We start from the raw sequence: 13,126 nt of genomic DNA on the forward strand, positions 1-13,126 counted from the left end.
GTGGGCACTCGTTGATGATAATCCAAATAGTTTCTTCGGAAACAATTTAGGTTTCAATGAACTGAGTGACCAATCGAGATTAAGTTTACTTAGTCTTGGCACAGTCAATTCATTATCGTTCTCCTTTTTTATAAAGGAATAACGATAATAGCTTTAAAATTACGTTTGTAGTTTTGAAGTCAGTATTCATTGAGCCAAACAAAACTTTAAATTGAAGAGTTTGATCATGGCTCAGATTGAACGCTGGCGGCAGGCCTAACACATGCAAGTCGAGCGGAAACGAGTTAACTGAACCTTCGGGGAACGTTAACGGCGTCGAGCGGCGGACGGGTGAGTAATGCCTAGGAAATTGCCCTGATGTGGGGGATAACCATTGGAAACGATGGCTAATACCGCATGATGCCTACGGGCCAAAGAGGGGGACCTTCGGGCCTCTCGCGTCAGGATATGCCTAGGTGGGATTAGCTAGTTGGTGAGGTAAGGGCTCACCAAGGCGACGATCCCTAGCTGGTCTGAGAGGATGATCAGCCACACTGGAACTGAGACACGGTCCAGACTCCTACGGGAGGCAGCAGTGGGGAATATTGCACAATGGGCGCAAGCCTGATGCAGCCATGCCGCGTGTGTGAAGAAGGCCTTCGGGTTGTAAAGCACTTTCAGTCGTGAGGAAGGTAGTGTGTTTAATAGATGCATTATTTGACGTTAGCGACAGAAGAAGCACCGGCTAACTCCGTGCCAGCAGCCGCGGTAATACGGAGGGTGCGAGCGTTAATCGGAATTACTGGGCGTAAAGCGCATGCAGGTGGTTTGTTAAGTCAGATGTGAAAGCCCGGGGCTCAACCTCGGAATAGCATTTGAAACTGGCAGACTAGAGTACTGTAGAGGGGGGTAGAATTTCAGGTGTAGCGGTGAAATGCGTAGAGATCTGAAGGAATACCGGTGGCGAAGGCGGCCCCCTGGACAGATACTGACACTCAGATGCGAAAGCGTGGGGAGCAAACAGGATTAGATACCCTGGTAGTCCACGCCGTAAACGATGTCTACTTGGAGGTTGTGGCCTTGAGCCGTGGCTTTCGGAGCTAACGCGTTAAGTAGACCGCCTGGGGAGTACGGTCGCAAGATTAAAACTCAAATGAATTGACGGGGGCCCGCACAAGCGGTGGAGCATGTGGTTTAATTCGATGCAACGCGAAGAACCTTACCTACTCTTGACATCCAGAGAACTTTCCAGAGATGGATTGGTGCCTTCGGGAACTCTGAGACAGGTGCTGCATGGCTGTCGTCAGCTCGTGTTGTGAAATGTTGGGTTAAGTCCCGCAACGAGCGCAACCCTTATCCTTGTTTGCCAGCGAGTAATGTCGGGAACTCCAGGGAGACTGCCGGTGATAAACCGGAGGAAGGTGGGGACGACGTCAAGTCATCATGGCCCTTACGAGTAGGGCTACACACGTGCTACAATGGCGCATACAGAGGGCGGCCAACTTGCGAAAGTGAGCGAATCCCAAAAAGTGCGTCGTAGTCCGGATTGGAGTCTGCAACTCGACTCCATGAAGTCGGAATCGCTAGTAATCGTGGATCAGAATGCCACGGTGAATACGTTCCCGGGCCTTGTACACACCGCCCGTCACACCATGGGAGTGGGCTGCAAAAGAAGTAGGTAGTTTAACCTTCGGGGGGACGCTTACCACTTTGTGGTTCATGACTGGGGTGAAGTCGTAACAAGGTAGCGCTAGGGGAACCTGGCGCTGGATCACCTCCTTATACGATGATTATCGTGATGAGTGTCCACACAGATTGATACGGTTTATGTAAAAGAGATGATACTGGGTCTGTAGCTCAGGTGGTTAGAGCGTTCGCCTGATAAGCGAGAGGTCGGTGGTTCGAGTCCACTCAGACCCACCAATTCCCTTCCCAAGGAATTGGCATACAGTATCGACACACCTTGATGGGGCTATAGCTCAGCTGGGAGAGCGCCTGCCTTGCACGCAGGAGGTCAGCAGTTCGATCCTGCTTAGCTCCACCATCTTTAAGGGTTTTTCCTTAAGAATCTTTAAAAATGGTTTCGAAAGAAATCTAGCTCTTTAACAATTTGGAAAGCTGACAAAACAAACTTTGTTTCTTAGAAATAAAGATTTGTTTGTAAAGTTCTCAAAGTATTCCTAATGGAATACAACTAAAAACACATTCAAGTGTTCTTGGGTTTTGCGAAAGCAAAACATATTTGAGTCCGGCAAAATCGAATGTCTCTCGCTCATTCAAATAATGAGAGACAACTTTGGTTGTTTAACATCAATTCGAAACTCCTTCGGGTTGTATGGTTAAGTGACTAAGCGTACACGGTGGATGCCTTGGCAGTCAGAGGCGATGAAGGACGTATTAACTTGCGATAAGCCCAGATTAGGCAGTAAAAGCCACTTGAGTCTGGGATTTCCGAATGGGGAAACCCACTTACATAAGTAAGTATCGTTATGTGAATACATAGCATAACGAGGCGAACCGGGGGAACTGAAACATCTAAGTACCCCGAGGAAAAGAAATCAACCGAGATTCCGAAAGTAGCGGCGAGCGAAATTGGACTAGCCCTTAAGCTTTACACACGTTAGACGAACGGTCTGGAAAGGCCGACGATACAGGGTGATAGTCCCGTAGTTGACGATGTGTGTTCAGTGAAATCGAGTAGGGCGGGACACGTGATATCCTGTCTGAATATGGGGGGACCATCCTCCAAGGCTAAATACTACTGACTGACCGATAGTGAACCAGTACCGTGAGGGAAAGGCGAAAAGAACCCCTGTGAGGGGAGTGAAATAGAACCTGAAACCGTGTACGTACAAGCAGTAGGAGCACCTTCGTGGTGTGACTGCGTACCTTTTGTATAATGGGTCAGCGACTTATATTCAGTGGCAAGGTTAACCATCTAGGGGAGCCGTAGGGAAACCGAGTCTTAACTGGGCGTTCAGTCTCTGGATATAGACCCGAAACCAGGTGATCTAGCCATGGGCAGGTTGAAGATTGAGTAACATCAATTGGAGGACCGAACCGACTAATGTTGAAAAATTAGCGGATGACTTGTGGCTAGGGGTGAAAGGCCAATCAAACCTGGAGATAGCTGGTTCTCCCCGAAAGCTATTTAGGTAGCGCCTCGGACGAATACTACTGGGGGTAGAGCACTGTTAAGGCTAGGGGGTCATCCCGACTTACCAACCCTTTGCAAACTCCGAATACCAGTAAGTACTATCCGGGAGACACACGGCGGGTGCTAACGTCCGTCGTGGAGAGGGAAACAACCCAGACCGCCAGCTAAGGTCCCAAATTACTACTAAGTGGGAAACGATGTGGGAAGGCTCAGACAGCCAGGATGTTGGCTTAGAAGCAGCCATCATTTAAAGAAAGCGTAATAGCTCACTGGTCGAGTCGGCCTGCGCGGAAGATGTAACGGGGCTAAGTAGTAAACCGAAGCTGCGGCAATATACTTTTGTATATTGGGTAGGGGAGCGTTCTGTAAGCGGTTGAAGGTGTGTGGTAACGCATGCTGGACGTATCAGAAGTGCGAATGCTGACATGAGTAACGATAAAGGGGGTGAAAAACCTCCTCGCCGGAAGACCAAGGGTTCCTGTCCAACGTTAATCGGGGCAGGGTAAGTCGACCCCTAAGGCGAGGCCGAAAGGCGTAGTCGATGGGAAACGGGTTAATATTCCCGTACTTCTTACAATTGCGATGGGGGGACGGAGAAGGCTAGGTGGGCCTGGCGACGGTTGTCCAGGTTCAAGTGCGTAGGCTTGAGAGTTAGGTAAATCCGGCTCTCTTTAAGGCTGAGACACGACGTCGAGCATCTACGGATGTGAAGTCATTGATGCCATGCTTCCAGGAAAAGCCTCTAAGCTTCAGATTGTAAGGAATCGTACCCCAAACCGACACAGGTGGTCGGGTAGAGAATACCAAGGCGCTTGAGAGAACTCGGGTGAAGGAACTAGGCAAAATGGTACCGTAACTTCGGGAGAAGGTACGCTCTCGACGGTGAAGTCCCTTGCGGATGGAGCTATTGAGAGTCGCAGATACCAGGTGGCTGCAACTGTTTATTAAAAACACAGCACTGTGCAAAATCGTAAGATGACGTATACGGTGTGACGCCTGCCCGGTGCCGGAAGGTTAATTGATGGGGTTAGACTTCGGTCGAAGCTCTTGATCGAAGCCCCGGTAAACGGCGGCCGTAACTATAACGGTCCTAAGGTAGCGAAATTCCTTGTCGGGTAAGTTCCGACCTGCACGAATGGCGTAATGATGGCCACGCTGTCTCCACCCGAGACTCAGTGAAATTGAAATCGCTGTGAAGATGCAGTGTACCCGCGGCTAGACGGAAAGACCCCGTGAACCTTTACTACAGCTTGGCACTGAACATTGACCCTACATGTGTAGGATAGGTGGGAGGCTTTGAAACCAGCACGCCAGTGTTGGTGGAGCCGACCTTGAAATACCACCCTTGTAGTGTTGATGTTCTAACTTGGTCCCCTCATCGGGGATGAGGACAGTGCCTGGTGGGTAGTTTGACTGGGGCGGTCTCCTCCCAAAGCGTAACGGAGGAGCACGAAGGTGGGCTAATCACGGTTGGACATCGTGAGGTTAGTGCAATGGCATAAGCCCGCTTGACTGCGAGAATGACAATTCGAGCAGGTGCGAAAGCAGGTCATAGTGATCCGGTGGTTCTGAATGGAAGGGCCATCGCTCAACGGATAAAAGGTACTCCGGGGATAACAGGCTGATACCGCCCAAGAGTTCATATCGACGGCGGTGTTTGGCACCTCGATGTCGGCTCATCACATCCTGGGGCTGAAGTCGGTCCCAAGGGTATGGCTGTTCGCCATTTAAAGTGGTACGCGAGCTGGGTTTAGAACGTCGTGAGACAGTTCGGTCCCTATCTGCCGTGGGCGTTGGAGAATTGAAAGGGGCTGCTCCTAGTACGAGAGGACCGGAGTGGACGAACCTCTGGTGTTCGGGTTGTGTCGCCAGACGCATTGCCCGGTAGCTAAGTTCGGGATCGATAACCGCTGAAAGCATCTAAGCGGGAAGCGAGCCTTGAGATGAGTTCTCCCTGATACTTTAAGTATCCTAAAGGGTTGTCGTAGACTACGACGTTGATAGGCAGGGTGTGTAAGCGTTGTGAGGCGTTGAGCTAACCTGTACTAATTGCCCGTGAGGCTTAACCATACAACACCCAAGGGGTTTTGATGGACTCAATGAAAGAACATTGAATGTGTAAAAACGAGAATTAACAACAGCTTTCCAAGTTTTCTCTAGAAATAGAGAGTAAGAATTTGCTTGGCGACCATAGCGTTTTGGACCCACCTGACTTCCATTCCGAACTCAGAAGTGAAACGAAATAGCGCCGATGGTAGTGTGGGGCTTCCCCATGTGAGAGTAGGACATCGCCAGGCTCAAATTTAAAGAGCCCGTTTGAAAGAACGGGCTTTTTTAGTCTTCAGGGACATCTTGATGCTGATATAGCTCAGGTGGTAGAGCGCATCCTTGGTAAGGATGAGGTCCCCAGTTCGAGTCTGGGTATCAGCACCATTTACAATTAGAATTTTACTTGGCGACCATAGCGCTTTGGACCCACCTGATTTCCTTTCCGAACTCAGAAGTGAAACGAAGTAGCGTCGATGGTAGTGTGGGGCTTCCCCATGTGAGAGTAGAACATCGCCAGGTTCTTATTAGACTCAAATAGTCTGACCAATGCGGAGCGGTAGTTCAGTTGGTTAGAATACCGGCCTGTCACGCCGGGGGTCGCGGGTTCGAGTCCCGTCCGCTCCGCCACTTATTCGAGACCTCAGCAGAAATGCTGAGGTCTTTTTGTTTGTGTTCAGTTAGGTTGGTCTTCGACCAATGAGTCCCGGTCGTGTGCGACCCCAGCCTCTCCGCCACTTATTAGAAAGCCTAGTCGAAAGACTAGGCTTTTGTCGTTTATGGTACATGGTTTCCCTTTCAGGGAAACCGAGTCCCGCAGGAAGGGTTGCCCGTAGCTTGCTGCCCAGCCGTTCCATCTCGTACTCTAAAGCCTTACTAGAAATAGCAGAGTTTTTATCAACGACGTACATGTTTACCCGTCGGGTTGAATGTCTTCCGGTTTCCTATGGCTCTGCTCTTCTGATATTCATTCCCGATCCAAGCAGAAATACCTGGACCTTTTAGTGTGTATTGAGTGACTTTACTCAGACCTAAGAGTTCCTCTTGTTGGGAACTTGCTTGATCTCAAGCCCGACAGATCCTCTGCTTATTCTGAACGTCAGAAGAAGCCTCACGTTCTTTGTCCGCTGTCACTTGTCTTGAGTCTAGCTAGAAAGGTAATACTTATTACTCTGGAATTTCAAAGATGGCTTTTACGCTTGCACGTGGCGTGTGATTAGGCGCTGCATCGTGAAGTCTCTAGTCGTTCCATGTTTACGGTGTTGTTGGTGTAAGGTGTGCTGATATAACTGTTTAGGATCAATTACAGGGCTTTCTCTGCTGAAATGAATTAGCGCATTTCTCGGCTTAACAGCACTTTATATGGGCTTTTAGTGGAATTCATAGGTCTGAAGAAAGAGCTTAATTTTAAAGCCTGTTCCTGACTCTGTAAGCCCTCTAGAGCGTCACAGGTTGGTGATTACGATCGTTATGGGGCGTAACGCGCTAACAACTTATAAAGTCATTGAAAGCCTGTTAGAGAGCCAATACTGGCCTTCGATGAATATCTATAGATAGTTAGTGCTGGGAGTGAGGTTGGGTGTGAAGTGTATAACGAAAGAGGCAAATGTGATTTGTGCTATTGCTAAGCCTTAAGAGCCATACTTTCTTATTGATATCGCGATTCAAGAAGGGAGGGGAGCAATGACAAACTTTTTGGCAGAAAAGCTCCTAAAACCAATGGTATAGGCTTGATGGCGAATATAAGAAGAGCTATTCGGGAATTTTAAACGAAAAAAAAGCCGCATCGATGATGCAGCTTTCCAAAAGTGGCTCCTCCTGCTGGGCTCGAACCAGCGACCTGCGGATTAACAGTCCGTCGCTCTACCAACTGAGCTAAGGAGGAATTGTCTTTTTAAGATTCTTATCTATAAAGAAAGTGGTGCCGACTACCGGAATCGAACTGGTGACCTACTGATTACAAGTCAGTTGCTCTACCTACTGAGCTAAGTCGGCACGTTTTCATTAACAAGCAATAATCTTGCTAATTGAAAGTGGCTCCTCCTGCTGGGCTCGAACCAGCGACCTGCGGATTAACAGTCCGTCGCTCTACCAACTGAGCTAAGGAGGAATTGTCTTTTTAAGATTCTTATCTATAAAGAAAGTGGTGCCGACTACCGGAATCGAACTGGTGACCTACTGATTACAAGTCAGTTGCTCTACCTACTGAGCTAAGTCGGCACATCTTATTCTTTTAACTATTGTTCGTGCAAGGCACCAACAATTAATAAATTGTGGTGCCCGGAGGCGGAATCGAACCACCGACACGAGGATTTTCAATCCTCTGCTCTACCGACTGAGCTATCCGGGCGACGAGGTGTATTAAACGGCTTTTCGCTTCTTAGGTCAACAATAAAATTCAAATAAAATATCGTTTGATGAAATTGTGCTCGGAGTGGGCTGTTTTTATGCATTTTAAATGGAGATACACCTTGCTTTAAGCGTTCTTGGGAATTAAACGACGAGTTTGTTTGCCTGATTAGTAAGCCAAAAATAATAAAGCACGTTTGAAAATGTGCTTTAAGTTAGTAAATTGGCTCTAAGCTAGTGCTTTACAGAGAACTTATTCACCCATCCTTCCAGATCATTCGCTAAAGAAGCCAGGCTTTGAGTGCTTGATTGCCTCTCTGTGACCACCGAATTTAGTTGATAACCACTTTCTTCAATCAGGGTTATGCGGTGTGCAATATCGTCGCTAACATGGGTTTGCTCCGCAGCAGCCGTTGCGATTTGTTGGCTCATTGTCGTAATGGCTTCTAATGCTGTCAATATCTGTTGTAGAGATTCAGAAGCATTTTGGGACTGTGTGACTGTGCTTTGACTGGCCTCGGCGCAAATCTCCATTATTTGGATAGCATGGCGAGAACCTTGCTGGAGGTTTGAGATCATGTTCTGCACAGTATCGTAAACACTATCTTTTAGGACTACCGTATCGAAAGTTGCCTGGATATTCCCTGAGGGACAGCCTGAACGGCTTGTCGTACTTCATTGGACCATCCCCTAATACGTTCAACATCTTGAAGATAGCGATGACTAGGCTGGCGAGAGTAGCACCTGCGATGAAGAGACACAGCACGAGTTGTTATTTCGCGCTTGCCCAGAGATGAGCGCCTACAAGTGCTTGTTTAAATTATGATGGAGATTAAATTTTTGTCGTGAAGTCAGTTGTTCAAGAGGCGAGTTTTATATTTAGAACGGTGAAAGTCGTGACTGGGTAGGGGAGAATATATAGATACAAAAAAAGCCGCATCATATGATACGGCTTTTTGAAAGTGGCTCCTCCTGCTGGGCTCGAACCAGCGACCTGCGGATTAACAGTCCGTCGCTCTACCAACTGAGCTAAGGAGGAATTGTTCTTTTAACAACAAAAAGTTGTTTGTGTCTTGCCAATTAAGCAAGTGCACCAAATAATGGTGCCTCGAGGCGGAATAACGGGCCCACCCAGAGCACTGACCGATGTTTTTCAACAAAATCTTTTAAAAGACAATGTCTTCAACACCGATAATTTAATATGGTGCCTCGAGGCGGAATCGAACCACCGACACGAGGATTTTCAATCCTCTGCTCTACCGACTGAGCTATCGAGGCAAAAGAATGGTGCCGACTACCGGAATCGAACTGGTGACCTACTGATTACAAGTCAGTTGCTCTACCTACTGAGCTAAGTCGGCACACTTTATTCTTTTTGGAAGAGATGAACTCTTCTTTTTTAGAATTCCAACTAAATGAAATTCTAGAAAGTGGCTCCTCCTGCTGGGCTCGAACCAGCGACCTGCGGATTAACAGTCCGTCGCTCTACCAACTGAGCTAAGGAGGAATTGTTCTTTTAACAACAAAAAGTTGTTTGTGTCTTGCCAATCATTTCAAATTAAGCAAGCGATAATGGTGCCTCGAGGCGGAATAACGGGCCCGCCCAGGGCACTGACCGATGTTTTTCAACAAAACCTTTAACAGATAATGTGTCCAACACCGATAATTTAATATGGTGCCTCGAGGCGGAATCGAACCACCGACACGAGGATTTTCAATCCTCTGCTCTACCGACTGAGCTATCGAGGCAAAAGAATGGTGCCGACTACCGGAATCGAACTGGTGACCTACTGATTACAAGTCAGTTGCTCTACCTACTGAGCTAAGTCGGCACACTATTATTCTTTGCTTGTTGTCCGTGCATGACACCAACAACATTAAATTGTGGTGCCCGGAGGCGGAATCGAACCACCGACACGAGGATTTTCAATCCTCTGCTCTACCGACTGAGCTATCCGGGCAACGGAGCGCTATTAAACGGATTTTCCCGCTTTCCGTCAACCACTTTTTTTAAATAATTTCAAAAAAGTGGTTGTTCGAACGCTTTTTGTTCAACTCGTGCTAGAAAGTTTGCACAGAGTTAAATTCCTTTTTGAAATTTGTAACTTTTTCTAGGTAGCGTCGTGCTTCTGCATTGGGATGTTTTTTAGTTAGTGCCCAATAAACCTGATTAGGTTGCAGAGAATTCAGATCCCGCATCGCACGTTTTCGGTCACTGCGGTTAAAGGTATTGAGAACGCCACCAGTACCGCCGTTGTACGCGGATATCATACTGTATTCGAGCGAGGTGGGGTGACTGACCTCTTTTAAATAACGATTCTTCAAGATGTAGAAGTAAGCAGTTCCGGTATCAATATTGTTTTCTGGGTTAAACAAATACTCTGGGCTTGGTTGGCCTGAGCGATTTTTTACCAGCGCGAAAACGTCTCTGCCTGCTGTTTTTGGTACGACTTGCATCAAGCCATAGGCATTCGCCCAACTGACGGCATATGGATTAAAACTGCTTTCTGTTTTGATAATGGCGTAAATTAAATCTTCGGGGATGTCGTATTTCTCTGCGGCTCGGCGCACGATGTTCGCATATTGATAGCTGCGTTGGATGAAGTGATCTTCCACCATGGAAATTTCTACGTAGTACGCTTTTTTGAAGTCGACGTCTTTGGTTTTTATTTCGTGGTTAATCAGGTAATCGGCAAAGCGGTTAGCTCGCCATGACCACTTAATAGCCTTGTTATCTTGGTCGACGACTTGTTTATAGAGAAAAGGTTGACCTTCAAGTTTGATATCTTTGGAAGAAAATAGATCGACATTCACCGGGTCATCAGGAGTGAGTAGTGTTGTGATGATGGCGTTTTTGAGGTGCTTTTGTGGTTCGGTTGGCGAAACGGTTTCTATAGTGATCACGCCTTTTTGGAAATCAACTTCAGCTCTACTTAGGTAGTTATCGATATATTTTACGTAATTGCTTTTACCTGCGAGCTTAACTTCTCGTTTACCCCATTTTTTTTGGATATTACCGGAGAAGCTATTGATCAACGAATCGAGAGCTGCGGTGTCTTTCTCAAATTGTCCTGGTAACTCGGCTAAGTTATTGGCGAAGCGATTGGTTGGCTCGTACTCGACATCATAAAACTTTTCGACGACCTCGCGACTACAGCCTGCCGTTAATAGAAGAGCTGCAACGATAAAGACAATTTTTTTCATGGCTAATTATTTGATGGGATGGTGTGGCAATGACACCACAAGGTTCTATGTGATGTCATTGTTTCTGAATAGACTTACTTTATTTGAACAAGTTATTCGCTAGGTGGTGTGTAACCATCGATGTGAACGTCTTTGCCTTCGAACAGGAAGTTCACCATTTCAGTTTCGATCAGTTTACGATGCTCTGGATCCATCATGTTAAGCTTCTTTTCGTTGATCAACATGGTTTGTTTGTGTTGCCATTCAGCCCAAGCTTCTTTAGAAATATTATCAAAAATACGTTTACCTAGCTCACCTGGGTAAAGTTGAAAGTCTAGACCTTCGCCTTCTTTCTTTAGTCGAGCACAAAACACAGTGCGGCTCATAATGACTCCTTGCATTCAATTAACGAAGTTCGTGGGGTAGCGTTTCCAGCAATAGTTTGACTGGCGCGGCTAAGCCTACTTCTTCAGGTTTAGATAAGTTATACCAAAGACCTTTGTTACCTTCCATTATCACATCGGGTTGCTTTGACAGGTCAATCAAAATTGGTGTGATATCGAGATGATAATGACTAAAGGTATGGCGGAAAGTGATCAGCGTTTGCTGCTGTTTAATGTCATTGGCTTGAATGCCGCGTTGTTCCAACAGCAAATCAATATCGCTTTCGACATCAACATGTTCGGTTTGTGGAAAGCAGAATAGCCCGCCCCAAATTCCAGTTTGAGGTCTTTGTTCCAGCCATACTTCGTGCCCATTTGCATTTTTATGATGCAGCATGACAAAGCGGGTTTGCTTCACCGGTTTGTCTTTCTTGGGCTTCTTACCTGGGTAGTCGAGGATATTACCTTGTTTTTTCGCTACACAAAGATCAGCAACAGGACATAGTGTGCATTTAGGTTTGCTGCGTGTGCAGACCATCGCCCCCATGTCCATCATGGCTTGGTTATATTTGTCGACATCCGTTTGTGGGGTATGTGCCTCGGCAATTTCCCACAACTGGTTTTCCACTTTCTTCTGGCCCGGCCATCCTTCAACGGCAAAGCATCGAGAAAGTGTTCGCTTCACGTTACCATCGAGGATCGCATGAGGCTGTTTATGTACGGATGACAGTACAGCAGCCGCAGTTGAGCGGCCAATGCCTGGCAGTGCATTCATTTGCTCGATATCTAGAGGGAATTCACCGTTATAGGTTTGGGCCACCTCTTTTGCTGCTTTATGAAGGTTACGTGCTCGGGCGTAATAACCGAGACCCGTCCAAAGGTGCAGAACTTCATCTTGCTCTGCATTAGCAAGGTCGACCACGGTCGGAAATCGCTCTAAAAAGCGTTGATAATAAGGAATCACCGTAGTGACCTGAGTTTGCTGAAGCATGATTTCAGACAACCAGACACTGTATGCGGTTTTGTTCTGTTGCCACGGAAGATCTTTTCTTCCATATGCGTCATACCATTCTAAAATGGCACTGGCGAAAGGGGTCACGACTTGCTCTGTATTCTATTATTGGTTAGGGGCAAAATTGCACCACATATTGGGTGATAAGTACAACGGATAAAGTGTGGGGATATTACAGGGATCATCATAGCTTTTGAGTCGTGATAGACCGAGAGCTCAACAAAAACTTGCACCCGAGTAAATTCTTTGGATAATCCCCGCTTTGATTAATCAATGTGCAGGCAAAATCAATGAGTGAAGTAACCACTAACGAATACAACGAAGACGGCAAAATGATCCGTAAAATCCGCAGTTTCGTTCGTCGCGAAGGCCGCCTAACTAAGGGCCAAGAGAGTGCGATGAATGAGTGCTGGCCAACGATGGGTATCGATTACCAAGCAGAACTTCTTGATTGGAAAGAAGTCTTTGGTAACGACAACCCGGTTGTACTTGAGATCGGTTTTGGTATGGGCGCTTCACTGGTTGAAATGGCAAAGAACGCACCTGAGAAAAACTTCATCGGTATTGAAGTACATAGTCCAGGTGTTGGCGCTTGTCTTGCTGATGCACGTGAAGCGGGTCTGACTAACCTGCGCGTAATGTGCCACGATGCGGTTGAAGTGTTTGAGCACATGATCCCAAATGATAGCTTGGCGACTCTACAACTGTTCTTCCCTGACCCATGGCACAAAAAACGTCACCACAAGCGCCGTATCGTACAGCTAGAGTTTGCTGAAATGGTTCGCCAGAAGCTTATCCCTAATGAGGGTATCTTCCATATGGCAACGGACTGGGAAAACTACGCTGAGCACATGATTGAAATCATGAACCAGGCACCAGGCTTTGAAAACATTGCTGAAGATGGTGACTTTGTTCCTCGCCCTGAAGAGCGTCCATTGACTAAATTTGAAGCTCGCGGTCACCGTCTTGGTCACGGTGTGTGGGACATCAAATTCAAGCGTACTGCTTAAGGAGCCA

General features: G+C 47.0%; 4 protein-coding genes, 16 tRNA genes, 4 rRNA genes and 1 pseudogene. 9 read left to right on the plus strand and 16 right to left on the minus strand.

Annotated features, from left to right (window positions below; genetic code table 11):
* The first annotated feature begins 208 nt into the window (after window positions 1–208).
* The 8 genes from OO774_RS02110 (at window position 209) to OO774_RS02145 (ending at window position 5,812) form a co-directional block, all read left to right on the plus strand.
* Window positions 209–1,761, plus strand: a 16S ribosomal RNA gene (locus OO774_RS02110).
* Window positions 1,762–1,825: 64 nt separating this feature from the next.
* A tRNA-Ile gene (locus OO774_RS02115) sits at window positions 1,826–1,902 on the plus strand.
* 45 nt (window positions 1,903–1,947) lie between these two features.
* Window positions 1,948–2,023, plus strand: a tRNA-Ala gene (locus OO774_RS02120).
* A gap of 293 nt (window positions 2,024–2,316) precedes the next feature.
* A 23S ribosomal RNA gene (locus OO774_RS02125) occupies window positions 2,317–5,206 on the plus strand.
* 110 nt (window positions 5,207–5,316) lie between these two features.
* Window positions 5,317–5,433, plus strand: a 5S ribosomal RNA gene (gene rrf / locus OO774_RS02130).
* A 60-nt stretch (window positions 5,434–5,493) separates the two neighbouring features.
* A tRNA-Thr gene (locus tag OO774_RS02135) sits at window positions 5,494–5,569 on the plus strand.
* A gap of 18 nt (window positions 5,570–5,587) precedes the next feature.
* A 5S ribosomal RNA gene (gene rrf, locus OO774_RS02140) occupies window positions 5,588–5,704 on the plus strand.
* The 16S, 23S and 5S rRNA genes sit together here with 4 tRNA genes alongside, the layout of an rRNA operon.
* Window positions 5,705–5,735: 31 nt before the next feature.
* A tRNA-Asp gene (locus OO774_RS02145) sits at window positions 5,736–5,812 on the plus strand.
* A gap of 1,179 nt (window positions 5,813–6,991) precedes the next feature.
* Here the strand turns inward: OO774_RS02145 and OO774_RS02150 are convergent.
* From OO774_RS02150 to mutY, 16 genes and pseudogenes are all read right to left on the minus strand, one after another.
* Window positions 6,992–7,067, minus strand: a tRNA-Asn gene (locus tag OO774_RS02150).
* 34 nt (window positions 7,068–7,101) lie between these two features.
* Window positions 7,102–7,177: transfer RNA gene (locus OO774_RS02155), tRNA-Thr, on the minus strand.
* 39 nt (window positions 7,178–7,216) lie between these two features.
* A tRNA-Asn gene (locus OO774_RS02160) sits at window positions 7,217–7,292 on the minus strand.
* A 34-nt stretch (window positions 7,293–7,326) separates the two neighbouring features.
* Window positions 7,327–7,402: transfer RNA gene (locus tag OO774_RS02165), tRNA-Thr, on the minus strand.
* A 54-nt stretch (window positions 7,403–7,456) separates the two neighbouring features.
* Window positions 7,457–7,532: transfer RNA gene (locus OO774_RS02170), tRNA-Phe, on the minus strand.
* Between the two features lie 233 nt (window positions 7,533–7,765).
* Window positions 7,766–8,140 (minus strand): annotated as a pseudogene (locus OO774_RS02175) (methyl-accepting chemotaxis protein); the annotation flags it as partial.
* A gap of 354 nt (window positions 8,141–8,494) precedes the next feature.
* Window positions 8,495–8,570: transfer RNA gene (locus OO774_RS02180), tRNA-Asn, on the minus strand.
* Window positions 8,571–8,733: 163 nt separating this feature from the next.
* Window positions 8,734–8,809, minus strand: a tRNA-Phe gene (locus OO774_RS02185).
* Between the two features lie 7 nt (window positions 8,810–8,816).
* Window positions 8,817–8,892: transfer RNA gene (locus OO774_RS02190), tRNA-Thr, on the minus strand.
* Window positions 8,893–8,962: 70 nt separating this feature from the next.
* Window positions 8,963–9,038: transfer RNA gene (locus OO774_RS02195), tRNA-Asn, on the minus strand.
* Between the two features lie 166 nt (window positions 9,039–9,204).
* Window positions 9,205–9,280: transfer RNA gene (locus tag OO774_RS02200), tRNA-Phe, on the minus strand.
* Between the two features lie 7 nt (window positions 9,281–9,287).
* Window positions 9,288–9,363: transfer RNA gene (locus OO774_RS02205), tRNA-Thr, on the minus strand.
* A gap of 53 nt (window positions 9,364–9,416) precedes the next feature.
* Window positions 9,417–9,492, minus strand: a tRNA-Phe gene (locus tag OO774_RS02210).
* A 100-nt stretch (window positions 9,493–9,592) separates the two neighbouring features.
* Complete coding sequence (gene mltC, locus OO774_RS02215; protein WP_264904238.1) at window positions 9,593–10,735, minus strand: membrane-bound lytic murein transglycosylase MltC; 1,143 nt, start codon at window positions 10,733–10,735, stop codon at window positions 9,593–9,595.
* Window positions 10,736–10,827: 92 nt separating this feature from the next.
* A complete protein-coding gene (locus OO774_RS02220) occupies window positions 10,828–11,100 on the minus strand; it encodes an oxidative damage protection protein (protein ID WP_014233043.1) in 273 nt (90 codons plus the stop codon).
* Between the two features lie 19 nt (window positions 11,101–11,119).
* Window positions 11,120–12,196: an A/G-specific adenine glycosylase gene (gene mutY, locus OO774_RS02225; RefSeq protein ID WP_264904241.1), complete on the minus strand. Its 1,077-nt coding sequence runs from the start codon at window positions 12,194–12,196 to the stop codon at window positions 11,120–11,122.
* Window positions 12,197–12,399: 203 nt separating this feature from the next.
* Here mutY and trmB point away from each other — a divergent pair, with 203 nt between their 5' ends.
* Window positions 12,400–13,119, plus strand: coding sequence for a tRNA (guanosine(46)-N7)-methyltransferase TrmB (trmB, locus tag OO774_RS02230; protein WP_264904242.1), 720 nt, complete (start codon window positions 12,400–12,402; stop codon window positions 13,117–13,119).
* The last annotated feature ends 7 nt before the right edge of the window (window positions 13,120–13,126 follow it).

The organism is Vibrio sp. STUT-A11, from assembly GCF_026000435.1.
In the GTDB taxonomy this organism is placed as follows: Bacteria; Pseudomonadota; Gammaproteobacteria; order Enterobacterales; family Vibrionaceae; genus Vibrio.

Coding starts and splice junctions, on each gene's coding strand:
- trmB (WP_264904242.1), top strand. CDS start 12,400: ATGAGTGAAGTAACCACTAACGAATACAACGAAGACGGCAAAATGATC.
- mltC (WP_264904238.1), bottom strand. CDS start 10,735: ATGAAAAAAATTGTCTTTATCGTTGCAGCTCTTCTATTAACGGCAGGC.
- OO774_RS02220 (WP_014233043.1), bottom strand. CDS start 11,100: ATGAGCCGCACTGTGTTTTGTGCTCGACTAAAGAAAGAAGGCGAAGGT.